At 35.5% G+C, this 22,892-nt stretch carries 23 protein-coding genes, 6 tRNA genes and 2 pseudogenes; 24 read left to right on the top strand and 7 right to left on the bottom strand.

All coding sequences use genetic code 11. From position 1 onward, the window contains the following. Positions 1-3 precede the first annotated feature (3 nt). On the bottom strand, positions 4-717 hold the full coding sequence (locus tag GOQ17_RS04190) for an endonuclease/exonuclease/phosphatase family protein (protein WP_236537050.1): 714 nt from the start codon (positions 715-717) through the stop codon (positions 4-6). 287 nt (positions 718-1,004) lie between these two features. Between GOQ17_RS04190 and GOQ17_RS04185 the strand changes: the two genes are divergently transcribed. The 6 genes from GOQ17_RS04185 to rimK all read left to right on the top strand — a co-directional run bounded on the left by GOQ17_RS04185 (position 1,005) and on the right by rimK (position 5,182). Further along, complete coding sequence (locus GOQ17_RS04185) at positions 1,005-1,439, top strand: FUSC family protein (protein WP_201288522.1); 435 nt, start codon at positions 1,005-1,007, stop codon at positions 1,437-1,439. 62 nt (positions 1,440-1,501) lie between these two features. Then, positions 1,502-2,005: a ribonuclease H family protein gene (locus GOQ17_RS04180; RefSeq protein ID WP_159635216.1), complete on the top strand. Its 504-nt coding sequence runs from the start codon at positions 1,502-1,504 to the stop codon at positions 2,003-2,005. 15 nt (positions 2,006-2,020) lie between these two features. After that, on the top strand, positions 2,021-2,500 hold the full coding sequence (locus GOQ17_RS04175) for a DNA-deoxyinosine glycosylase (RefSeq protein WP_159635214.1): 480 nt from the start codon (positions 2,021-2,023) through the stop codon (positions 2,498-2,500). 74 nt (positions 2,501-2,574) lie between these two features. Next, positions 2,575-3,753, top strand: a complete 1,179-nt coding sequence (locus GOQ17_RS04170) for an AIR synthase related protein (RefSeq protein ID WP_159635211.1) — start codon at positions 2,575-2,577, stop codon at positions 3,751-3,753. A gap of 5 nt (positions 3,754-3,758) precedes the next feature. Then, positions 3,759-4,190, top strand: coding sequence for an ATP-dependent zinc protease family protein (locus GOQ17_RS04165; RefSeq protein WP_236537049.1), 432 nt, complete (start codon positions 3,759-3,761; stop codon positions 4,188-4,190). Positions 4,191-4,249: 59 nt separating this feature from the next. Then, entirely contained in the window at positions 4,250-5,182 is a 933-nt protein-coding gene (gene rimK, locus GOQ17_RS04160) for a 30S ribosomal protein S6--L-glutamate ligase (protein WP_159635208.1), read from the top strand. Positions 5,183-5,242: 60 nt separating this feature from the next. Here the strand turns inward: rimK and mnmA are convergent, their stop codons facing one another. Beyond that, positions 5,243-6,334 (bottom strand): tRNA 2-thiouridine(34) synthase MnmA, encoded by a 1,092-nt coding sequence (mnmA, locus tag GOQ17_RS04155; RefSeq protein ID WP_159635204.1) that lies wholly within the window; start codon positions 6,332-6,334, stop codon positions 5,243-5,245. Positions 6,335-6,519: 185 nt separating this feature from the next. Here mnmA and GOQ17_RS04150 point away from each other — a divergent pair. The 3 genes from GOQ17_RS04150 (at position 6,520) to GOQ17_RS04140 (ending at position 6,822) form a co-directional block, all read left to right on the top strand. Further along, positions 6,520-6,595, top strand: a tRNA-Phe gene (locus GOQ17_RS04150). Positions 6,596-6,633: 38 nt separating this feature from the next. Next, positions 6,634-6,709, top strand: a tRNA-Phe gene (locus tag GOQ17_RS04145). Between the two features lie 40 nt (positions 6,710-6,749). Continuing rightward, positions 6,750-6,822: transfer RNA gene (locus GOQ17_RS04140), tRNA-Phe, on the top strand. 286 nt (positions 6,823-7,108) lie between these two features. Here GOQ17_RS04140 and GOQ17_RS04135 read toward each other — a convergent pair. The 4 genes from GOQ17_RS04135 to GOQ17_RS04120 form a co-directional block, all read right to left on the bottom strand. Beyond that, positions 7,109-7,181, bottom strand: a tRNA-Thr gene (locus GOQ17_RS04135). 9 nt (positions 7,182-7,190) lie between these two features. Then, a tRNA-Tyr gene (locus tag GOQ17_RS04130) sits at positions 7,191-7,271 on the bottom strand. A gap of 23 nt (positions 7,272-7,294) precedes the next feature. Next, positions 7,295-7,367: transfer RNA gene (locus GOQ17_RS04125), tRNA-Thr, on the bottom strand. A gap of 131 nt (positions 7,368-7,498) precedes the next feature. After that, positions 7,499-8,230, bottom strand: a complete 732-nt coding sequence (locus tag GOQ17_RS04120; RefSeq protein WP_159635201.1) for an SIMPL domain-containing protein — start codon at positions 8,228-8,230, stop codon at positions 7,499-7,501. A 117-nt stretch (positions 8,231-8,347) separates the two neighbouring features. Here GOQ17_RS04120 and GOQ17_RS04115 point away from each other — a divergent pair, with 117 nt between their 5' ends. The 8 genes and pseudogenes from GOQ17_RS04115 to GOQ17_RS04080 all read left to right on the top strand — a co-directional run bounded on the left by GOQ17_RS04115 (position 8,348) and on the right by GOQ17_RS04080 (position 17,901). Next, the gene (locus GOQ17_RS04115; protein ID WP_159635197.1) at positions 8,348-11,191 is read left to right on the top strand and encodes a S9 family peptidase; all 2,844 of its coding nucleotides are present in this window, start codon (positions 8,348-8,350) and stop codon (positions 11,189-11,191) included. A gap of 387 nt (positions 11,192-11,578) precedes the next feature. Beyond that, positions 11,579-13,768, top strand: a complete 2,190-nt coding sequence (locus GOQ17_RS04110) for a glutamine synthetase III family protein (RefSeq protein ID WP_159635194.1) — start codon at positions 11,579-11,581, stop codon at positions 13,766-13,768. Positions 13,769-13,863: 95 nt separating this feature from the next. Further along, positions 13,864-14,607: a 3-deoxy-manno-octulosonate cytidylyltransferase gene (gene kdsB / locus GOQ17_RS04105; RefSeq protein ID WP_159635191.1), complete on the top strand. Its 744-nt coding sequence runs from the start codon at positions 13,864-13,866 to the stop codon at positions 14,605-14,607. A 307-nt stretch (positions 14,608-14,914) separates the two neighbouring features. Further along, the gene (locus tag GOQ17_RS04100) at positions 14,915-15,253 is read left to right on the top strand and encodes an ArsR/SmtB family transcription factor (RefSeq protein WP_159635188.1); all 339 of its coding nucleotides are present in this window, start codon (positions 14,915-14,917) and stop codon (positions 15,251-15,253) included. A 17-nt stretch (positions 15,254-15,270) separates the two neighbouring features. Next, positions 15,271-15,745, top strand: a pseudogene (locus GOQ17_RS04095) (DUF6428 family protein). A gap of 154 nt (positions 15,746-15,899) precedes the next feature. Next, a complete protein-coding gene (locus GOQ17_RS04090) occupies positions 15,900-16,328 on the top strand; it encodes an arsenate reductase ArsC (RefSeq protein WP_159635185.1) in 429 nt (142 codons plus the stop codon). Between the two features lie 232 nt (positions 16,329-16,560). Beyond that, on the top strand, positions 16,561-17,295 hold the full coding sequence (locus GOQ17_RS04085; RefSeq protein ID WP_159635182.1) for a helix-turn-helix domain-containing protein: 735 nt from the start codon (positions 16,561-16,563) through the stop codon (positions 17,293-17,295). A gap of 72 nt (positions 17,296-17,367) precedes the next feature. Next, positions 17,368-17,901: a dihydrofolate reductase family protein gene (locus GOQ17_RS04080; RefSeq protein ID WP_159635179.1), complete on the top strand. Its 534-nt coding sequence runs from the start codon at positions 17,368-17,370 to the stop codon at positions 17,899-17,901. 105 nt (positions 17,902-18,006) lie between these two features. On the opposite strand, the gene GOQ17_RS04075 is transcribed toward GOQ17_RS04080, so the two are convergent. Further along, positions 18,007-19,578 (bottom strand): IS1182 family transposase, encoded by a 1,572-nt coding sequence (locus GOQ17_RS04075; RefSeq protein WP_159635176.1) that lies wholly within the window; start codon positions 19,576-19,578, stop codon positions 18,007-18,009. A gap of 162 nt (positions 19,579-19,740) precedes the next feature. Between GOQ17_RS04075 and GOQ17_RS16340 the strand changes: the two genes are divergently transcribed. The 7 genes and pseudogenes from GOQ17_RS16340 to GOQ17_RS16480 all read left to right on the top strand — a co-directional run bounded on the left by GOQ17_RS16340 (position 19,741) and on the right by GOQ17_RS16480 (position 22,806). Continuing rightward, positions 19,741-20,157: a type II toxin-antitoxin system ParD family antitoxin gene (locus GOQ17_RS16340; RefSeq protein WP_236537048.1), complete on the top strand. Its 417-nt coding sequence runs from the start codon at positions 19,741-19,743 to the stop codon at positions 20,155-20,157. A gap of 86 nt (positions 20,158-20,243) precedes the next feature. Next, positions 20,244-20,456: pseudogene (locus GOQ17_RS16560) on the top strand (type II toxin-antitoxin system RelE/ParE family toxin); the annotation flags it as partial. A gap of 224 nt (positions 20,457-20,680) precedes the next feature. Next, a complete protein-coding gene (locus GOQ17_RS16485; RefSeq protein WP_201288520.1) occupies positions 20,681-21,271 on the top strand; it encodes an ATP-binding protein in 591 nt (196 codons plus the stop codon). Beyond that, entirely contained in the window at positions 21,264-21,446 is a 183-nt protein-coding gene (locus tag GOQ17_RS16555) for an ATP-binding protein (protein WP_201288529.1), read from the top strand. Before GOQ17_RS16485 ends, GOQ17_RS16555 begins: the two co-directional genes overlap by 8 nt. Positions 21,447-21,467: 21 nt before the next feature. Then, positions 21,468-22,469, top strand: coding sequence for a DKNYY domain-containing protein (locus GOQ17_RS04055; protein ID WP_159635173.1), 1,002 nt, complete (start codon positions 21,468-21,470; stop codon positions 22,467-22,469). Beyond that, the gene (locus tag GOQ17_RS04050; RefSeq protein WP_159635170.1) at positions 22,469-22,651 is read left to right on the top strand and encodes a hypothetical protein; all 183 of its coding nucleotides are present in this window, start codon (positions 22,469-22,471) and stop codon (positions 22,649-22,651) included. The genes GOQ17_RS04055 and GOQ17_RS04050 overlap by 1 nt, the downstream gene beginning before the upstream one ends. Positions 22,652-22,680: 29 nt before the next feature. Further along, positions 22,681-22,806: a hypothetical protein gene (locus tag GOQ17_RS16480; RefSeq protein WP_262885569.1), complete on the top strand. Its 126-nt coding sequence runs from the start codon at positions 22,681-22,683 to the stop codon at positions 22,804-22,806. Positions 22,807-22,892: the final 86 nt, after the last annotated feature.

The raw sequence follows: 22,892 nt of genomic DNA, 5'->3' as shown, positions 1-22,892 counted from the left end.
TGTCTATTTATAATTAAAGATCGCCACTAGAGGCAAATGATCGGAAGCAAACTCCCCTTCCATTGCATATGCAGAAACTAGCGAAAACTGTTTGGCTGCCACACGATTATACGCAATATAATCAATTGCTCTATTTGGATTTTTAACTGGAAAGGTTAAAGGACAATCGCCTAAGCATGAAAGTGTAAATTCCTCTTTTAGTTTTACCATTTCAGAAGATGTAGGCGTCGCATTGTAATCGCCTGCAACAAAAAAGGGTTTACCATCTTTTTTACTTATCTCATTCAATCTTTCTACTTGTGCAGTTCTGTTAGGTACATTTAAATCCAAATGCGTCGAAGCAAATTCAAGTAAAACATTATCCGGCAAATTTACAGTGGCAATCGCAACACTACGTTGTTCACCAGAAATAGGCATTGGTAGCAATTCATTTCGCATATTAGACAATGGATATTTACTCAAAATAGCTACCCCATACTCACCTCCATTAAAGTCAATAGATTTGGAAAAATAATAATGCATATTCAACAACTTAGCGAGTTCTGCTGCTTGATTAACCTTTCCTGACCTTGGTACATTAACGTCAACTTCTTGTAGAGCTACTAGTTCTGCCCCACTCTTCCTAATTACTTCGGCTATATTATTTAGATTAACTACTGTCGAATTTTCAGGCACGCCATGATGGATGTTGTAGGTTAAGGTAGTGAGTTTTTTCACTTCACTACGCTGTGATTTAAATAAATTACAAGAAGAGAAAATGATAATTCCCAAAAGGAATATAAAAGAATATCGGATCATAATTAAGATGTAACAATTGACTCAAATCTAATCAAAATTATCGTTAACTGACATCAAAAAACGAAAACTCAAATTAGATTGTATAAAACATAATACAATACGTAATTTTGCGTCACAAATCCTAAACTTGAATGTTTGACAAACTGCTAAAAAGAATTGTTTCCTCACCATTGCTTATTTACATTATCAGATGTTGTATAGGCTTTATGATTGGGTACCAATTGTATATAGCATACCCAGATTTTGAACTTTTCTGGACTTTACTATCTATAATTCTAGTTATTTCACCTGAAGAAAAAGACACTAGGCGACTTTCTATTGAGCGATTTAAGTCAAATTTTATAGGCTCAGCTGTAGCTATGGTATTGCTTATATTTTTGACACCATCAGTATATTCTATTCTATTAGGCATTTTCATCACGATAGTGGTTTGTCGATTATTCAATGTAATGAATATGGCTCGTGTAGCCTTAGTTGCTTTACTTATAATTATGGTACAACCTCATGAAGCTTCCTTAGTAGAAGCACCTATTTACAGATTCGGCTCTGTGGCTGTGGGATGTATAATCGGATTATTGATTGTGGTATTTACGTCGATGATTTTTAGACCGCTTAAAAGGAAATTCGGAATACCGTATTAAAAATAATCAAGACTTATATTCTTAAACTCCATTCCATTATTAAAATTGTATTTTTGTAGATAATGATTGAATTATATACAGACGGTGCTTCAAGAGGAAACCCTGGTCCTGGCGGATATGGAACTATATTACGCACAATCTACACAGGTTCAAATCCAGATTTTCAGGGTAAACTAATTGAAAAAGAATTTTCGGGTGGATATCGTAAAACAACGAACAATCGTATGGAACTGATGGCGGTTATCGTCGGTTTGGAAGCACTGAAGAATATTAAGCAAAAAGTCACTATCTACTCCGATTCTAAATATTTTATCGATGCTATCGACAAAAAATGGGTATATGGATGGATGCAAAAGGGTTTCGCGGGCAAGAAAAACAAAGACCTATGGCTTCGCCTTATGCAATCTTATAAATTGCACGATGTAAAATTAGTTTGGGTAAAGGGACATGCTGGTCATCCTTTGAACGAACGTTGCGATAAATTAGCCGTAGCTGCTTCTAAAGACCCTTTGAAATGGCAAATTGATTCTGTATTTGAAATGGAAGAAAAGCAGGGGTTGTTGTAATAATATACATATAAAATGCTCAAAGAGTCCTTTGCTCCTATCATTCCTTCAAAACCTAGAATCCTAATTTTAGGCTCTTTACCCGGAGATTTATCAATTGCAAAAGACCAATATTATGCGCATCCACAAAATAGATTTTGGAAAGTTCTATTTGCACTTTTTAGCAAGGAGTTTACAACAGATTATGCAGAAAGAATAAACTTACTACACCAACAACAAATTGCACTTTGGGACGTGTGTGCATCCGCGATTCGCCCGGGAAGTATGGACACCGCCATAACAGAAGTTATTCCGAATTCCATAAACCAACTTTTAGTTGCAAGCCCATCTATTACCAAAGTAATTTTTAACGGTCAAAAAGCTCAAAAGCTATATGACAAGTATTTCGATAAACAACAAAACATCAAATATACCACTTTACCAAGTACGAGTCCTGCCAACGCACAATTCTCTTTAGATAAACTCTTGCATCATTGGGGAATTATCAAATTTTAGGCGTGGAAAACTACCATTGAGTGTTTGTAAAAAATTTAGTTATACTAAAGTCCTTTGATTATCTTTGTGGCAAGATGTCAGACTTAAAATACAACCAAAGAGGTGTGTCCGCTGGGAAAGAGGATGTACACAATGCTATCAAAAATATCGACAAAGGTTTATACCCACAGGCTTTTTGCAAAATCATCCCTGATATACTAGGCGGTGATGAGCAATGGTGCAATATCATGCATGCAGATGGTGCAGGTACTAAATCGTCCTTAGCATATGTATATTGGAAAGAAACGGGTGATATCTCTGTATGGAAAGGTATAGCGCAAGACGCCATCATCATGAATTTAGATGATTTATTGTGTGTGGGTGCTATTGACAATATTATTTTGTCGTCTACTATCGGACGTAATAAAAACAATATTCCGGGTGAAGTTATAGCTGAAATCATCAACGGAACGGAAGAAATTCTAGCCGAATTGCGCGAAATGGGCGTTGGGATCTACTCGACTGGTGGTGAAACGGCTGATGTGGGTGATTTGGTACGTACAATTATTGTGGATAGTACAGTAACGTGTCGTATGAAGCGTGAAGACGTAATCTCTAACCACAACATCAAACCTGGAAATGTAATCGTTGGCTTGGCTTCTTACGGAAAAGCTACTTACGAGAAAGAATACAACGGCGGTATGGGTTCGAATGGTTTGACTTCGGCTCGTCACGATGTATTCAGTAAATATATAGCCGAGAAATATCCTGAAAGTTTTGACCCAGCAGTTCCTTACGACTTAGTATTTGCTGGTGGCAAAGCGTTGACAGATAAAATTACAACAGAAACTGGCGAAGAAGTTACTGCGGGTAAATTGGTATTATCACCTACACGTACTTACGCACCTGTAATTAAACAAATTTTGGACAAATACCGCTCACAAATTGATGGTATGGTTCACTGTTCAGGTGGCGCGCAAACAAAAGTGCTTCACTTTGTAGATAAGGTTCATGTTATCAAAGACAACTTGTTTCCTATTCCCCCACTTTTTGAATTAATTCAAAAAGAATCGAATACAGATTGGCAAGAAATGTACAAAGTGTTCAATATGGGACATCGTATGGAATTATATGTTTCGGAGGAAATAGCGCAAGATATTATTGCGATTTCAGAATCATTCGGTATTCCTGCACAAATTGTTGGTCGTGTAGAAGCAAGCGACAAAAAGCAAGTGACAGTTAAGTCACCTTATGGTACATTTATATACGAATAATACTTGTGAAGGATAAGCTCATCATTGGTCGAATAGAAATTATTGATCTTCCTGAACTCGGGATGTACAATATTGAAGCTAAAATCGACACAGGGGCAGACACTTCAGTCTTACATTGTGAGGATTTTGAAATAACGGAAAAGAATGACCAGCGTTTCATTACCTGCCATATTCGTCCACATCTTGAAGAAGACGAAATCCTCACCATTACTTTCCCGATACATCGTGAGAGAGTGGTAAAAAGTTCCTTTGGACAAACCGAAACGAGACACATCTTTGTGACTAAAATCAGAATGTTTGATCAGTTGTATGATATTAAATTATCACTTCGTGATCGATCATCTATGACGTATCCTATGTTATTAGGTAGAAATTTCATCAACAAAAAATTTCTGGTTGATGTTTCGAAAAAAAATTTAGCAGCCAATTCTCTTTAAATAAAGCAAAACCAAATATTTACTTTCTTGTTTTATAAAAAACCTTTAACAATCATTTTGTGAAAATAGCAGTCTTATCGACAAACAAAAACATCTATTCGACTTATCGTCTGGTAGAAGCAGCAACAGCACGTGGGCACGAATGTATCGTCATGGACCATAGCAAATGCTACGTAGGCATCCAACAGGGCAAACCGAGCATTCATTATAAAGGACAAGATATAAATGATATTGACGCCATAATCCCTAGAATAGGATCATCGGTGACGTTTTATGGTTCGGCTATTGTTCGACAATTTGAGGTGATGGATGTCATCAGTGCTAACCCAAGCCAAGCCATTACTCGTTCTCGAGACAAGCTTCGTTGTATGCAGATTCTATCAGGAGCAGGATTAGGATTACCGACGACAGGATTTGCGCGCACAGCATCAGATGTTGACGATTTAATCAATATGGTTGGCGGTGCTCCGCTTGTCATTAAATTATTAGAGGGAACACAAGGTATTGGTGTGGTATTAGCTGAGACCAAAAAAGCAGCTTCATCCGTGATCGAGGCTTTCTATGGATTGGGAAATAATATCTTGATACAAGAATACATCAAAGAATCAAAAGGATCTGATATTCGTGCGTTTGTCGTAGATGGAAAAGTAGTTGGTGCGATGAAGCGTACTGCTAAAGAAGGAGAATTTCGCTCAAACTTACATCGTGGTGGGACTGCAGAAATCATCAAATTAACACGCAAAGAGCGCGAAAGTGCTGTAGCTGCTGCCAAAGCTATGGGCTTGACAGTAGCTGGTGTTGACATGCTACAATCAGCTCGTGGACCGCTGATTTTGGAAGTTAACTCCTCTCCGGGATTAGAAGGAATTGAGAAAGCGACAAACAAAGATATTGCCGCAGAAATCATTAAATATTTGGAACGTCAATACGATTTCAAACAACAGAATAAACCTGCACCTAAGCGCAAGGTTAAAAAAGAAAGCAAGCTTTAAAAGCTTGCTTTCTTTTTTAACAATAAAGTGAAACTATCGTAAATATTAGTTTTTAACTACTTATTTCATCAAAAATCCACCACCCAAAAGGTCGTTTCCTTCGTAAAACACAGCTGATTGACCAGGAGCAATACCTTTTACCGCATGTGGAAAATCCACTTGCATGATATCTCCTTGCTGCGTCAATATAGATTGTGCTCCAGCGTCTTTATAACGGATTTTCGTAACAGCTTCCATCGGTTCGTCGATTGAAGCGTACTTCACTAAATTTATATTGCGTACGAAAGCTTGTGTTTTTTCCAATTCATGCTCTTCACCCAAAACTACTGAATTGCTTTCTGGTAAGATTTCAATTACAAACATCGGTTTCCCTAATGCAATTCCCAAACCTTTACGTTGTCCTATGGTAAAATAAGGATAACCAATATGTTGCCCTACCACAGTACCGTCAGACAAGATAAAATTACCCGGACCAATCTCTTGGTCTAATGTTGGTCTTTTGGTACGCAAGAAATCACGGTAATCATTATTTGGCACGAAACAGATTTCGTAACTTTCAGATTTATTTGCTAATTCATGTTGCCCCATATCCAAAGCCATTTGCTTAATTTCTGACTTATGATATGACCCCAAAGGAAATTGCGTTCTTGCCAAATTCTCTTGTGAGACGCCCCAAAGCACATAAGATTGGTCTTTATGTTCATCCAAACCTTTTGAAATCACATAACGACCATTATCATGCTGACGTATATTAGCATAATGACCTGTTGCGATAAACTCACAATCCAACTTATCAGCACGCTTAATTAAAGCTTCCCATTTGATGTGCGTATTGCACAATACACAAGGATTTGGCGTACGACCAGCAATATACTCATCGACAAAATTGTCAATTACATAATCACCAAATTCATTACGTATATCTAGAATATAATGAGGGAAACCATAGCTCACAGCCAACGAACGCGCATCATTGATACTATCCAAACTACAACAGCCAGTTTCTTTCGATGAACCTCCTGAACTTGCATAATCCCAAGTTTTCATCGTAATACCAATCACTTCATACCCCTGCTCATGCAACATCACAGCCGCAACTGAACTGTCTACCCCACCACTCATCGCGACCAATACTCTACCCTTTTTACTCATATCAAATTATTAAAGTGCAAAGATACCCTAAAAACATGTATAACCGTGTTTATTTCATGTAATTTTATCTTAATCAAAATCAAGTAATTGGAAAATTAAGTAAAAATAAATGCTTGGAATGTTTTAGATTTCAAAAAAAGAAGCTACATTTGCAACGCAACAAAAGATAAATTGTTGCTGAAAAAGGTGCCATAGCTCAGTTGGTAGAGCAAAGGACTGAAAATCCTTGTGTCGCTGGTTCGAATCCAGCTGGCACCACCAAAAAAACTGAAAGTAACAGTTTCTAATCAAAAACTTAAGGTGCCATAGCTCAGTTGGTAGAGCAAAGGACTGAAAATCCTTGTGTCGCTGGTTCGAATCCAGCTGGCACCACCAAAAAAACTGAAAGTAACAGTTTATAATCAAAAACTTGAAAGGTGCCATAGCTCAGTTGGTAGAGCAAAGGACTGAAAATCCTTGTGTCGCTGGTTCGAATCCAGCTGGCACCACTAAGAAAAAGCTTCTGAAAATTCAGAGGCTTTTTTTATGAATTTCTAAAAAAAGTTTCCCTTTGTACTTAACACAATTCGTATCTACCAACCTTTGAACACTTGATCTAGAAATAAATACAAAATATATGTAAGATTGTTTTTTATTCGAATAACATCAAGCATATCTTTAATAAAAATCTCAAATAAATGTCGATAGAATTTATGAAAAATTGGATTATAAATGACTGGCAATTATCGTAAACAAAAAAAACTCCACTTCTTTGAAGTGGAGTTTTTTGATTAGAGCCTCTTATCGGAATCGAACCAATGACCTACTGATTACAAGTCAGTTGCTCTACCAGCTGAGCTAAAGAGGCTTTTTGGAGTGGAGGGAGAAGGATTCGAACCTTCGAAGCCGAAGCAACGGATTTACAGTCCGTCCCATTTGACCGCTCTGGAACCCCTCCAGACCTGTGAATTCTCACATTTGAGCCTCCTATCGGAATCGAACCAATGACCTACTGATTACAAGTCAGTTGCTCTACCAGCTGAGCTAAGGAGGCGTACTGTTTAAGAACGTGGTGCAAATATCTAAACTTGAAACCAATAATCCAAATATTTAGAACCTAAAAACCATACTTAAACAGTAATAAACTGAATATCAAACCAATTTTTTAATATTCAATTTAATTCATTATTGACCGTAACTCACTTTTACGGTTATATTCGCTGTTTTAGCCCTTGATGTCGTATTGAAAACTCCACCATACGAAAAATCTTCATTATTATTTTGACCGGTTATTTGAAATACGCCTAGATCAGCTTTCAATAATGTCCCTAAACTACTGCCTGACTCTTTTGCTATATTTTCTGCTCTAGATTTTGCATTTTGTGAAGCTTCAGCAATAAGTGCTAATTTCAAATCTTCTAGTTTGGAATAATAATAATTTGGCGCATTAGATGCTAACTCCACCCCTTGTGAAATTAATCCCGATATCTCCCGAGATGCATTATCTACTTTGTCGAGATCGCGAGACTCTACACTTACAGTCTGATTCAAACTATAGCCTGTAAACGTATTATAACTATTACCACGCTCATCCGTATGGTAACTGAAATCACGTATAATATTTACTGCATCAAACAAAATTTCATTTTCTTTAATACCTTTTTGAATCAGAAAATTTTTAACCATATCACGGTCTTGACGCAATTGCTCTGAGGCTTCACTCAGATTCATTGATTTACGGCTGTATAAAGCTGACCACTTTACAATATCAGACTCAAAATCCTTCTTTGCATTACCAGTTACATTGATAGTATTATTTACCTTGAATTTATATTTATAGGCATTACCCAAAATAAAAGCCGCCGATATGACTGCTATAGCAGCAATGATACTTACGATTACGGTTGTAGATTTCATAATTATATATTTAGTTTTCTTTATAACGTACTAATAGTAATTAACGTGCCAAAATTGTTGCAAAAAGATAATTCTATAATTCCTACTTTTATTCCACAAACAATAATGATTGCCCTAATGAAAAATAAAACACTGCACACGGCACTTCTAATCACTATATCTCTTCATGGATATGCCCAACAAAAGCCACCTATTGATCATACAGTTTTTGATTCGTGGAAAAACATTTCCACACAAAATTTTTCCAAATCAGGAAAATTTATTTACTACACTGTTTCACCACAAGAAGGTGATGCAATAACTGAATTAAAGGATCAGCAAAATAATCTCATTTTTAGGCTCGAAAGAGGAACTTCCTCTAAAATTACTGAAAATGAAAGATTTTTTATTAGTAATATCAAACCATTTTTCAAAGAAACCCGCGAAGCTAAAATTAAGAAAAAGAAGCTTGATGAAATGCCAAAAGATTCTCTTTCTGTTTTTAATATTACGACCAAAGAATCTTTAAATCTTGGCGCTATTAAAAACTGGAAATCACCTAGATTGGCAACTTCTTTTATAGCATATCAACAAGAAGTAGAAGTATTAACCAAACAAGATACAGCGAAAAAGATTGTTAATTTGGACAGTACATCAACAAAATCTGTTGCTACAAAAAAGACTCCTGCAAAAAAAGAAACGGTTCTTATTATTTACAATCTTCAAAGCAAAGACACTGTTCAAATTTGGAAAGCTGACAATTATTATTTTGATGACAATGAAAAGTATTTAGTTTACAATAAAAAAGGAGCAGACAAAGATACTACGGGAGTTGCAGGCTTATATATTTATGATTTAGCAAAGAAATCAGAAAAGAAGATAAGTAATGGTAAAGGAACATACAAAAACATAAGTTTTGATGATTTATCGCAAAGATTAGTCTTTTTAGCGGATAAATCTTCCGAGAAAGCGCAAATAAAAGATTTTAAAGTCTATCATTATAATTGGCAAATCGACACAGCTAGTATTCTATTAGACAAACAAACTCCTAGTATTCCTAAAAATTGGTACATCTCAGGAGATGGAAACTTGAATTTTAGTGCTGATGGTAAAAAATTGCTATTAGGGTTAGCTCCAATTCCAAAAGTAAAAGATACGACATTAGTGGATTTCGAACATGCGAAAGTCGATATATGGCATTGGCAAGATGAATCATTAATGACACAACAACTCGTGAATGTAGGACGTGAACGTGCAAAAAGCTATGAAGCTGTGTACCATTTCAACAATAATAGGTTAATACCATTAATTGACGAAAACCTTAGCCGGTTATTTACTACCACCAGTGGAAATGAAGAATGGGCATTAACATCTCAAATGTCTAAAGAAAACAAAATCGCAACCCAATGGTCGTTAGGTAATCCTCAGGACATCTACCTTATTTCTACGAATAATGGCACAAGACGATTAATCAAATCAAACCATGTAGGTCAAGCTTATTTATCGCCCAATGCATCACATGTGGCATTTTATGATATGGACAAATCAATATGGTCGGTATATGATATTAAAACCCAACAAGAAACTACACTATCTGATGGAATTCCGGTGTCCTTTGCTGATGAGCTAAATGATGTGCCAGCCTTACCAAGTTCATATAATTATGGAGGTTGGTCTGATGACGGAAAAGGTATATATGTAAATGACAGATATGATATATGGTATTTTAGTTTAGATGGAAAAAACAAAGTTAATATTACAAACAACTTTGGACGTCAAAATAATATTGTATTACGTGCGCAACTTTTCAGAAGCAATAATCCACGCGAAGCATCAAACGTAATTAATTCTAAGAAATCATTATTATTGACTTCATTTAACGAGAAAACGAAAGAAAATGGTTTTTTCAAATTAGATATAGGTAAGAAAAATGGTTTAAAAGAAATAATTCAATCTAAAAATGTTTATAAAAGATTAATTTCTAACGAAGATAATACTGTATACGCACTTTCACGCGAGAATTATGTTGAATATCCTGATTTATATCTAACGAAAGACTTTATAAACCTTACTAGGCTTACAGACATTAATCCTCAACAGAAAAACTATAATTGGGGAACTGCTGAATTGGTACAATGGACTACGCCAAACGGTTATGCAGCCGAAGGAATTCTATACAAACCTGAAGATTTCGATCCGAATAAAAAATATCCAATTATATCGTATTTCTACGAGACGCATACTGAAGGATTATACAGCTACCACGAGCCAGCTCCTACGCCATCACGATTAATGATTTCTTACTTCGTAAGTAATGGCTATTTGGTTTTCTCGCCAGATATTCGTTATCAAACAGGTCATCCTGGAAAAGCGGCAGAAGAATACGTGAATTCAGGCATGAGATATTTAGCACAAAACCCATGGGTGGAGGAGTCAAAAATGGCGATACAAGGACAAAGTTGGGGTGGATACCAAGTCGCACACTTGATTACGCGCACCGATATGTATGCTGCTGCATGGTCTGGTGCTCCTGTTGTAAACATGACATCTGCTTATGGCGGTATACGCTGGCAGACAGGTATGTCCAGACAATTTCAATACGAAAAGACGCAAAGTCGTCTAGGTGCTACACTTTGGGAAAATCGTGATTTGTATATTGAAAACTCACCATTGTTCTTCCTAGATAAAGTGACTACTCCAGTAGCTATTATGCACAACGATAATGATGGTGCTGTGCCGTGGTATCAAGGCATAGAAATGTTTACAGCGTTACGTCGATTACAAAAACCAGTGTGGTTGTTAAATTACAATGGAGATGAACATAATTTGATGCAACGTCAAAACCGTAAAGACATTCAAAAACGCCAAGCACAGTTTTTCGATCACTTCTTAAAAGGTAAGCCTGCTGCCGATTGGATAAAACATGGTGTTAAAGCTATTGATAAAGGTATCGAATGGGGATTGCAAGAAACAGATTACTAGAATTTCTAAATTAGATCAAAAAGGTTCAGACTATAAATCTGAACCTTTTTTACTGTCAGGAATTATCATATCCTAAATATCACAACACAAACACAACTATTCAATTATAACCAAAACACATCTTTTATGTTAACATAATAAAATTTTTAAATAGTCATTTTTAGTAAGTAAGCACTCAAAAACACAATTTTTACAAAATTTATTGCCAAAAAATCAAATTTTAAACAAAAAACACAGATAAACCAATATAAATATCTACAAAAACTTACTTTTAAGATGCTTTTTGCAAAATTTTTCAAAAAAAATTATAAAAATCTAAAATCATAATGTATTTTTGATCATCATATTTTACATAAAACAACAAAAAAACAACCAAACAAACATAAGATGTCAAACTTCAGATTTGAAACCGTTAGCGCTGCTGCCTCAAGAATAGCGTTACCAGAAGAAAAAGTAAGTACCAAAAGAGCGATTAACATTTACGGAAAGAATGTTTTCACGAATGCTAAAATGCAAGCTTACTTGCCTAAAACAGTTTTTAAAGAATTAAGCAAAGCAATCGAAGAAGGTTCTCAAATTTCACGCGAATTAGCAGATGTAATTTCGCAAGCGATGAAAACTTGGGCTATCGAAAATGGTGCTTCTCACTACACGCACTGGTTCCAACCGTTGACAGGAACTACTGCGGAGAAACATGATGCTTTTTTCGAACCTGATGATAATGGCAATGCAATTGAAAAATTCACAGGTGATGCATTAGTACAACAAGAGCCTGATGCTTCTTCTTTCCCTAACGGTGGTATACGTAATACATTCGAAGCGCGTGGTTACACAGCTTGGGATCCTTCATCTCCAGCCTTTATCTACGAGACTATCGCTGGTAAAACTTTATGTATCCCTACTGTATTCGTTTCTTACACAGGTGAATCATTAGACTACAAAGCACCTTTATTGAAAGCTGTAGCAGCGGTAGATAAAGCAGCGACTGATGTAGCACAATATTTCGACAAACAAGTAACTAAAGTAAATGCCTCTTTAGGTATTGAACAAGAATATTTCTTAGTAGACTTAGCTTTATACAACGCGCGTCCTGATTTACAATTGACTGGTCGTACTTTGTTCGGACACATGTCGGCTAAAGGTCAACAATTAGAAGATCATTATTTTGGTGCTATCCCTGAGCGCGTATTAGCATTCATGGTAGACTTAGAAAATGAAGCTTTAAAATTGGGTATTCCATTGAAAACTCGTCACAACGAGGTTGCTCCTTCTCAATTTGAGTGTGCGCCTATGTACGAAGAAATCAACTTGGCTATCGATCACAACCAATTGTTGATGAATGTAATGGAGCAAGTGGCAATTCGCCACAATTTCAAAGTTTTATTACACGAAAAACCTTATTCTGGTGTAAATGGTTCAGGTAAACACAACAACTGGTCATTAATCACGAATACTGGTGTCAACTTATTATCTCCAGGAAAAACGCCTAAAAACAACTTGATGTTCTTGACATTCTTTGTCAATACAATCAAAGCAGTTTATGAATATGCGGACTTATTACGTGCTTCTATCGCGAGTCACTCCAATGATCACCGTCTAGGTGCTAACGAAGCTCCTCCTGCTATCATTTCTATCTTCTTAGGTTCTCAATTGGACGAAATATTAGAAGAGGTAGAATCAGCACGCGTAGCGAAAAAAGTAAAAGCTGAAACGAACTTGTGGCACGGTATCCCAAAAATCCCTGAATTGAGATTGGATACTACTGACCGTAACCGTACTTCACCTTTCGCATTCACAGGTAATAAATTTGAATTCCGTGCAGTAGGTTCTTCGGCAAACTCAGCATTGCCAATGACAATTTTGAATGCTATCGTAGCAGCTCAATTGATCGAATTCAAAGCTGAAGTAGATAAACAAATCAAAAAAGGAACGAAAAAAGATTTAGCTATCTTGAACGTAGTTCGTAAATACATCAAAGATTCTAAAGCTATCCGTTTTGAAGGTAATGGTTATAGTGATGAGTGGGCTGCTGAAGCAGAAGCTAGAGGCTTGTCAAACATCAAATCTACGCCAAAAGCATTAGATGTATACGTAACAGAAGAATCTTTAGAATTATTCGAAAGATTAGGCATCTATTCTAAACGTGAATCAGAAGCTCGTCACGAGATTTTGTTAGAAAACTTCTACAAAAAACTTCAAATCGAAGCGCGTGTAATTGGTGATGTAGTGAATAGTCAAATTGCTCCTGCTGCCTTTACTTACCAAAATGAATTAATTCAAAACGTAAAAGGTCTTAAAGATTTAGGTTTGAGCAAAGAAGCATATTCTTCTCAATTGAATCTTGTAGAGCGTATCTCTAAACATACAAACACTATTTTGGAGAAAGCGGAAGCGATGCGTCAAGAACGTAAAAAAGCAAATAACATCGAAGATATTCGCGAGAGATCAATCGCGTATGACGAGGCAGTAAAACCATATTTTGATGAAATCCGTTACCATGTCAACAAATTGGAAAAAATCGTTGACGATGCGAAATGGCCTTTACCAAAATTGCGTGAGTTGTTATTTATCCACTAATAACTAACCAACCTTAATATTTCAATTATTCAAGTAGCTGTCATTTTGTGACAGCTACTTTTTTTTGTTAAGTATTTATTCCCTAAATTTCGGATATGAAAGTAATTGGAATTATTCCTGCTCGATATCAATCGAGCCGTTTCCCAGGCAAACCCCTGATTGATATAGCGGGTATGAGTATGATTCAGCGTGTATATCAACAAGCTAAGCACGCTTCATCCTTGACAGAAGTTATTGTTGCGACCGATGATCAACGTATTTACGATCATGTAAAGAGCTTCGCAGGAAATGTCATGATAACAAGTGAAACACACGAATCGGGCACTGACAGATGTGCTGAAGTCATCAAAAATTTAGTTGGATTTGATGTTGCTATCAATATTCAAGGAGACGAACCTTTCATCGATCCACAACAGATTGATTTGTTAGTATCTTGTTTTGAGAATAAAGAAACTGAAATTGCTACACTCATACGACGTGTCGAAAATGAAGACGAACTTTTCAATGAGAATAAGCCCAAAGTAGTGCTAAATAAAAATGGTGAAGCTATTTATTTCTCACGACAAGCTGTACCATTTTTACGTGGTATAGAAACTAGTCAGTGGCTTACAAAACGACCATATTACAATCATATCGGCATCTACGGATATCGTATTGATATCCTTCAACAATTAACCGCTCTTCCTCTCTCCGAGTTGGAAACTATGGAAGCGCTTGAGCAATTGCGCTGGATCGATAATGGCTACAAAATCAAAACAGCAATATCATCACATTCGAATGATGCTGTCGACACACCTGCTGATTTAGAAAATATCCTAAAAAAGTATTTTAACAATTAAAATATAGTTGCGCATTTTATATAATGTTTATCTTAATTTTCATTAAGTTTATTTAAAATGCGTAGTTATAAAATATACCGCAACCAATTTATAAACAACACCTTACAGTCAATTATATATTTATAAGAAAAAACTTATATTGCGTATATAATAATGTTAGGTGCAACCCTATCGAACATACGTACATAAATCGACAATACTCTAAAAAATCAAACCTATTTAACTTTTATAGACAGTTGAAATTTATTTCAAAAAATAATTGACTATTAACATCTTTATCGTAATATTGCAATATAGAAATAAAGAAATGGAAACAGAACAAACAAAACCAAAGGATTTTACAGACAGCCAACACGAAATTGCTCACATTATAAAAGCGTTGGGACATCCTGCCCGAGTGGCTATCATAGAATATTTATTATCAGTTGACACTTGTATCTGCGGAGATATTGTTGATGTACTTCCTTTAGCACAGCCAACTGTTTCAAGGCATTTAAAAGAACTTAAAAATGCAAAACTAATTAAAGGAACCATTGAAGGTAACACGATTTGCTATTGCATTGACGAAAATACTATTGAAGAACTGCAAAATTATTTTACAAATATTTCGGCAAAACTTACCCTGAAAAACAAAAATTGTTGCTAACATAAAATAATACCAAAATGAAATTATCACAAGTAAAAAAACTTCTACCAACTCTAGAAAATGTAACTTTTAAACTGGAAAACGGCTCTTTCGTTCCAGAACATTTTCACGTTACCGAAGTCGGAATGGTTACAAAAATCTTCATTGATTGTGGCGGAGTAATTCGTACAGAAAAAACCGTAAATTTTCAGTTATGGGATGCCGATGATTTTGAACATCGTTTAAAACCTGCTAAACTTTTTAAACATCATTAAACTTTCCGAAGAAAAATTAGGTATTGAAGATGCAGAAATTGAAGTGGAATATCAAAGTGAAACCATAGGAAAGTTCGGCTTGGCATTTGACGGAACAAATTTCATTTTACAAAACAAAACAACTGCTTGTTTAGCACAAGATGCGTGTGGAATTCCGTCCGAGAAAGCAAAAAAGAATTTATCCGAATTGTCTGTAAATCAAAATGCTTCTTGCACACCAGACGGTGGATGTTGTTAAACCTTTGAAATATGACAAAAAAGGAATTTTTAATTAAGTACAAAAAACCAATCATTATCACCGTTTCGATAACCATTTTACAACTTATTTGGGGCTTCTATCCAAAATTTTGTATCATAAATATCATTTGGTTAATGGTTTAAATTCAAACTAAATGAACAAAAAAATTTTAGTGTTTTGCACAGGAAACAGTTGCAGAAGTCAAATAGCTGAAGGCTATTTACGATATTTTGCGAACGGAAATGCAGAAGTTTACAGTGCAGGTGTCGAAACACACGGAGTAAACCCAAAAGCCATTGCAATAATGCAAGAAGACGGAATTGATATTTCAAATCATAGGTCAAACAACATTGATGAATATTACGACATTGATTTTGATTTTGTCATTACAGTTTGCGACAATGCCAAAGAACGTTGTCCGTTTTTTCCAACTAAAGCAAAGAAGTTTCATCACAACTTTTCAGACCCAGCAAAAGCAACAGGAACAGACGAAGAAATTAATGAACAGTTCAGAGAAGTCAGACAGCAAATTAAAGAATACTGCGAACGATTTATAGCGGAAAATCTAAAGGGAAACCAATAAGGGCAGCACCTAACAACGGTTTTGCAAAAGAGCGGGTTAAGTGCAAAGTTCAACATTTGTGCTTTCAATCCGCAAAACCATTTTTTATTTGCTTTTAAACTGTAAATTAGCAAATAGAAAAAATGGTTTTGCTACGTCTGTGCTAAATTGAAAGTTTAGTCTTTCTAATCCGCTCCTTCGCAAAGCCGCAAAACGTTAGCGGTCATTGTAACGAGCGACACCACAAAATCCAATGGAGTACAAAAAGATAAAACCTGACAAAGACTTAAAGCCCTTTATACATTTTTATTGGGAGCTGAAAGGAAACGAACTTGAAAAACAATGGGAACGGGTTTTTCCGGACGGTTGTGCAGGTATATTAATCAATTTGGGAGATACTTGTCTAACAGATAACGGTTCGCTTTCTATGGAGTTTGGAAAAACGTATGTAGTTGGTGCGATGACTTCATTTAAAGACAGTTTTATTGATAACAATACTTATTTATTAGGCGTGTGTCTAAAACCAGCGACTTTTATTAATTTCTATAATTACGCCCCACAAAATGAATTGACGAATGATACCGTTGAGTTTGAAAAATCCAATTCATTCAATGTCGATAAAATTCTCAACAGCCCATCAGACTATTTAAACCAATTTTTTTCCGAGAGATTAAAAATCAAAAGTAATCCGTTACAATCGGTTATTAATGATATTCATTCAACAAACGGACAAATCAGCATTTACGAATTATCAAAACGAAATTTCACAACTGTCAGACAATTAGAGCGGAATTTTAAAAAGCTTGTTGGACTATCCCCGAAAGAATATTCAAACATTATTCGCTTCCAAAAGGCTGTGAGCATTATCAAAAATTTAAATAAAAATCGAAGTTTTTTAGATATTGCTTTTGAATGTGGCTATTATGACCATTCACATCTTACTAATGAAATCAAACGATATACAGGACTTTTACCATCACAACTTTAAAATGTCGCATTTTTACAAAGTGCAAATGGTCGTCTAAAACTAACTTTGCAGAAACATTAAGATTTAAAACAAATGCGAAAAATATCACTTTTTATTGCTACAAGTTTAGACGGCTATATTGCAAAACCTAATGACGACCTCAGTTTCTTGAAACTCGTAGAAAAAGAAGGAGAAGACTATGGGTATGGGGAATTTACGGACACAATAGACACCTTAATTATTGGTAGAAGAACTTATGATTATGTACTTAAAGAAGTGGGCTTATCTCATTATGATAATGGACAAAGAGATGTTTATGTCATAACAAGAACCCAAAGACCACAAGTAGGCAGAACGATTTTCTATACAGGAAACTTGACTGAATTGGTCAAACGGCTGAAATCTGAAAACGGTAAAAACATTTATTGTGACGGTGGTGCAGAAGTAATAAACGAACTGTTGAAGTACGACTTAATTGACGAGTTTATTATTTCAGTTATTCCAGTTTTATTAGGTAATGGAACAAGACTTTTTAAAAATGGAAGGCCCGAACAAACGCTTGAATTTGTGAAAGCAAAGACATTTGAAACTGGTTTAACTCAGTTACATTACAAACGAAAAAAATAAACAACGAACCGCTAACAAGGGTAACTGTTGCACAACTCCTGTTAAAAGCTATATACTAAAAATATTTGAACCTCGTTTAAGCTTCTTTAAGCGAGGTTTGTTGTTTTATTTAGGTTTGCAATCATAATTTTTGATAAGGTTATATTCACTAATTTGAAGGCTACTAATTACGTTTTCAACTAGCAAAAGTTGACCTTGCATTTTGGTCATACTTTGGGCTATGATATGTGGTCGTTTGCGGATGAATTTCAGATACTTTTTCAGATTATAACACAGCGCTGCCATCAACACGTGTTTATTTGCCTGTGCCATTCCTCGACTGTTGATGCGTTTCATATTGTGGTGGTTAATCAATGTACCCAAAACTGGCTCTACGGTACTACTCCGACGCTTGACTAATCTTCGGTGATAAGATTTGTTGGAAGTAAGTTTATTATGCATCTTATCATATAGTGGCTTGTGGATGCTTTCGTCAAGATTTTTGAATTTACTAACCTTGCCACAACATTCCTCACGAAAAGGACAATCTTTACAATCCTTTTCACTACTGCGGTACGTCTTCTTTTGATAACCCTTGCTATCCGTTCTTATCCCTTTAAATGGTAGAATCGCTTTATTTCCTCCCGATTGAATACATTCGTAGCGGTCTTCCTCCACATTGTAAATAAAACCTCTTCGCTCGGGTTTGTACTGCCCAAAATTAGGTATCCAAGCATCAATATCGTGGCCTTCACAATACTGCAAGCTCTCTCCACTGCTATAGCCCGCATCGGCTATAACTTCTTCTAATTGGATAGCATTTGCTCCCAGATTAGCTAACGTTTGGTTCATTATCTCACTAAAAATAGCACTATCCTTACTCCCTGCTGTACTCGCACATGCACCCGTAATCACATGATGAGCATCATCTACAGCCAACTGACCCGCATAGTTCAACTGACAAGGCTTGCCTGGTTTGGTCGATATCTTGGCATCAGGATCCGCTGGGCTGTAATGCGTGTGATTGCTCAGAAATTTAGGGCGAATCTCCTCCCCGTCTTCATCCTTTTGTATAGTTTTTACATGACCTGGCATACCTTTGTAAGCTTCGCTCTTCCAAGCGTGCTGTTGTTCTACCTCTTTATACTTCTGTATACTTACTTGGTATTCCGAATGGTGGTTCAGCTCAGCCGTGTAACTCCTAACATCATCCACAACCTCCTTTTCCAACAAGCTATCCATACTCGCATTGGCTTTGATAAATGCAGAATCAACACATTGACGCTTCCCACGAACCATACCCTTAGCGACACATTTGCGTAAAACTTCTTGAAAAAAGCTCAAAAAAACTTCTTCACCATACAATTGTCGTGTACGAGAGATAGTCGAATGCCATGGCAAATCCTCATCCAAATCATAACCCAAAAACAAACGAATACTCAAACTATCTGCACAAAAGCGCAACAAGGCTCTGTCGCTATTGATATTATTCAAATAACCAACCAGCAATATCTTAAAGAAAACAACGGGATCAATGCTTTCTTGTCCTTCACTACCGTAATACTTTTGCGTAGCACCATAAAGATAATGTAAGTCTAATTCTGCTAACAAAATACGATAGTAATTATCCTTGGGAACTAAACTATCCAAACTAGTTTGATAAAATAATTGGGGAGTGAATTTTTTACGTCCTTGCATACAGAAAGATACGACTTTTTTTAACTATATTCAGTTGTGCAACAAACACATCGTATTGGCGAAATGGCGGGTTTAGGCTAAAATTTGACGTTTCGGCTTTCTATTCCGCAAAAAGCTATTTCACTTTTGTTTTTTTATTAAATTTACAAAAGGCTCACAGCTTTGGCTACGTCTGGTTCTGAATTGAACTTTCGCTCAATTCAAGCCCGCACTTCGCCAAGCTGCGGCCCGTTAATTGTAACCAGTTCCGAACAGTCCGTCATAAATTTAACTATTAGAAAATTGCTTAAAATACCAATTATTGGTATATTTGAAATAAAGATTACAGTTATGGCAAAAAACACTTCAATATTACTTGGTGACTACTTTGATAAATTCATCCACGAACAGATTCAAACTGGAAAATTTTCTTCTGCAAGTGAAGTTGTAAGAGCAGCTTTGAGAATGTTTGAACATGAGGAAACAAAAAAAACAGAGCTTATTAAAGAACTTAAAAAAGGTGAGAAATCTGGATTTGTAAAAAACTTTAATAGAGAAGCATTCTTAGAAAATCTTCATCAAAAGCATGTTTCAAAATAATGACTTATAAAATCAGTAATGAAGCTCAAATTGACATTGAAAACATTTGGCTTTACACTTTTGAAACCTAGTCTGCGGAACAAGCCGACAGATATTTCAACTTAATTCTTGACGAAATTGAATATTTAACTCAGCATCCAACTTCTGGAAAAGATTATAATCATATCCGAAATGGCTATTATCGCTCGAAAGTAAAATCACATTTCATATTTTATCGAATTAACGTGAAAGAAAACGAAATAGAAATCATCAGAATTTTACATCAACAAATGGACATTAAAAGCCGATTGGATGAATAATTCTGGCTACACACAACATCGGTAACTGTTGCACAACTCCTGTTAAAAGCTATAAACTAAAAATATTCGACCTCGTTTAAACCTCATTAAGCGAGGTTTTAGTTTTAAAATATTTGATAAGCAGAATTTTTAACAGGCTTAGATACCTTAATTTGAAGGCTATTAATTGCGTTTTGAAGCAACAAAAGTAGTCCTTGCATTACGGTCATACTTTGGACTATGATATGTGGTCGTTTGCGAACGAATTTCAGCTACTTTTTCAGATTGTAACACAGCGATGCCATCAACACGTGTTTATTTGCTTGTGCCATGCCTCTACTATTTATCCGTTTCAACTGGTAAAACAACTTTGTTCAGACTTCAGAATCTCAGCGGTTGCTGCAAATTTGGATCAAATAATAGCTACAGCTGAAAGTGAAGACATTGTCTACCTAGAACTCCTAACAAGATTGTTGAAAGCAGAGCAGCAACATCGCCAACAAAGAGATGAAGTTAGACGTATGAAATCTGCTTCACTTCCCCGTAATAACGATTTATCAAACTATGATGCTAAACGTAATGGACTTACTAATAAAAGACTAGCCACACTTAGAGAGCTTAACGGGATAGATCAACTCTTTAACCTAGTTCTTATGGGACCAAGTGGTACAGGAAAAACAATGCTAGCGGCAGGATTAGCTAAGGATGCTGTAAAGGCCGGGTATCATGTATACTTTAGAACTATGGAAGAAATAGTCTCTACCTTAAAAACCAAGGACTTCGTACGTTCGCAAACAGCAGAATACAAAAAGATGGTACGAGCCNCAAATATATGAATCAACATCTATTATCGTAACCACTAATAAGAAACCAACTGAATGGGCTAAAATACTCGAAGATGAGGTGATTGCAACGGCACTCTTAGATAGAATTTTGTTTCGGTGCGAAGTCATAAATCTAACAGGAGAAAGCTATAGATTGCAGAATAGAAAATCATTCTTGGACAAATAAATTTTATAGCATACTTTTGAAATGGATTGTGTATTTATTATTGCCAAATATGTTGCACTCCAAATTACCAATTTTGCTGCATTCTTATTTTCCATTTACACCTTTCCAAAAGCGGATGCCTGGTGGAATTTTGACACTGATTTTGATAGTAAATTGATACCCTTGTCGACGCATCATTACACCAACAAAAAAGACGTATTTTATCATTTCCTAGATGATGGGAATTTTTATGATTACCCAACTATAAGTTCACATGTATCAAGAGGCAACAAAATTGGAGGAAATTGTTTTTTAAGGCTCAATAATGTGGATTATGAGAGCTTTAAAGTGCTTAATTACATTTATGCCAAAGACAAAGATCAAGTGTTTTTCTTTTCTCAAAAAATAGAAGCTGATGCTGACTCATTTGAGGTTATCGATCAGTTATTTGCAAAAGATAAAAACGGTATTTGGTATAACGGAAGAATTGCAAAAATAGAAAGTCCGAGTACCTTTGAGATTATATATACTTCTGAAAGAAACGAAACCCATTATGCAAAAGACCAATACAATGATTACGCAAGTTCAACTGCTAAAATCGATCAATATAGTGGATATGCTGAGTTATTATTGGTATTAAAAAATTCAGATCCAAATACATTTAAAGTGATCAATGACGTATGGGCAAAAGATAAAAACAATGTGTATTGGTTTGGAAAAATTTACAAGAAAGCAGATGCAGCTACTTTTGAAAAAATCTCTGAACCACCTTTGACTTCGTTTGATTATGCGAAAGACAAAAACAATGTGTACATAGCTAATGGACAGACTATTAAAAAGGCTTTGCACGGTGCGAGCTTTGAAATTCTTGATAAATTTTGGGCTAAAGATAACTTTGTAGTGTACTGTTTGTCCAATAAAAGTATTATAAAAACCATTGATGTAGAAACTTTTAAAATTATTGACAATAACGGAAAAGCAGAAGATAAAGATTACATCTATGAATACAAGAATAATAAAGTCACCAAAAGAAAAAAATATTAATGAAATTACTGATTCCAAAAATTTCTTTAGATGACCTTTCTGAAAAAGAAATGCAAGTTTACAATAACCTTAATTCTGAAAATTTTGGAATAGATCTTTCAAACAAAGTTGCCGAAAAGTTGACTATATCAAATTCAATTGACAAAGATTATACTTTTCACACCGAGACTCTTGTGGAATAGGATTATTTATTCAATATGAAAAATTCATATTGAGTACAGTATACGATGGATTTGGTATTAATTCGGTTATCGCAGAATTTGATTCTAAATCAGAATTTATAGAATGGTTGTCCAACGAAAGTGACCAAAGCATGTCCTTATGGGGAGGATGTTAACAACCAAACAATATCTAGAATACGATTAAACTGGTATTTAGAAAAGGATTATTCTTCTGATTGGAACAGTTACTGCAAATACTTAA

The sequence above is a fragment of the Sphingobacterium composti genome, assembly GCF_009829075.1.
Classification (GTDB): domain Bacteria; phylum Bacteroidota; class Bacteroidia; order Sphingobacteriales; family Sphingobacteriaceae; genus Sphingobacterium; species Sphingobacterium composti.
The sequence above is the reverse complement of the archived record's forward strand: the minus strand, read 5'-3'. Positions and strand labels throughout refer to the sequence as shown.

What these genes read in the sequence shown, in the direction of transcription:
- GOQ17_RS04050 (WP_159635170.1), top strand. Translation starts at nt 22,469, where the DNA reads ATGAAATTACTGATTCCAAAAATTTCTTTAGATGACCTTTCTGAAAAA.
- GOQ17_RS04170 (WP_159635211.1), top strand. Translation starts at nt 2,575, where the DNA reads ATGTCAGACTTAAAATACAACCAAAGAGGTGTGTCCGCTGGGAAAGAG.
- GOQ17_RS04185 (WP_201288522.1), top strand. Translation starts at nt 1,005, where the DNA reads ATGATTGGGTACCAATTGTATATAGCATACCCAGATTTTGAACTTTTC.
- GOQ17_RS04175 (WP_159635214.1), top strand. Translation starts at nt 2,021, where the DNA reads ATGCTCAAAGAGTCCTTTGCTCCTATCATTCCTTCAAAACCTAGAATC.
- GOQ17_RS04080 (WP_159635179.1), top strand. Translation starts at nt 17,368, where the DNA reads ATGCGAAAAATATCACTTTTTATTGCTACAAGTTTAGACGGCTATATT.
- GOQ17_RS04055 (WP_159635173.1), top strand. Translation starts at nt 21,468, where the DNA reads ATGGATTGTGTATTTATTATTGCCAAATATGTTGCACTCCAAATTACC.
- GOQ17_RS04115 (WP_159635197.1), top strand. Translation starts at nt 8,348, where the DNA reads ATGAAAAATAAAACACTGCACACGGCACTTCTAATCACTATATCTCTT.
- GOQ17_RS04110 (WP_159635194.1), top strand. Translation starts at nt 11,579, where the DNA reads ATGTCAAACTTCAGATTTGAAACCGTTAGCGCTGCTGCCTCAAGAATA.
- kdsB (WP_159635191.1), top strand. Translation starts at nt 13,864, where the DNA reads ATGAAAGTAATTGGAATTATTCCTGCTCGATATCAATCGAGCCGTTTC.
- GOQ17_RS04180 (WP_159635216.1), top strand. Translation starts at nt 1,502, where the DNA reads ATGATTGAATTATATACAGACGGTGCTTCAAGAGGAAACCCTGGTCCT.
- GOQ17_RS04120 (WP_159635201.1), bottom strand. Translation starts at nt 8,230, where the DNA reads ATGAAATCTACAACCGTAATCGTAAGTATCATTGCTGCTATAGCAGTC.
- GOQ17_RS04100 (WP_159635188.1), top strand. Translation starts at nt 14,915, where the DNA reads ATGGAAACAGAACAAACAAAACCAAAGGATTTTACAGACAGCCAACAC.
- GOQ17_RS04075 (WP_159635176.1), bottom strand. Translation starts at nt 19,578, where the DNA reads ATGCAAGGACGTAAAAAATTCACTCCCCAATTATTTTATCAAACTAGT.
- GOQ17_RS04085 (WP_159635182.1), top strand. Translation starts at nt 16,561, where the DNA reads ATGGAGTACAAAAAGATAAAACCTGACAAAGACTTAAAGCCCTTTATA.
- mnmA (WP_159635204.1), bottom strand. Translation starts at nt 6,334, where the DNA reads ATGAGTAAAAAGGGTAGAGTATTGGTCGCGATGAGTGGTGGGGTAGAC.
- GOQ17_RS04090 (WP_159635185.1), top strand. Translation starts at nt 15,900, where the DNA reads ATGAACAAAAAAATTTTAGTGTTTTGCACAGGAAACAGTTGCAGAAGT.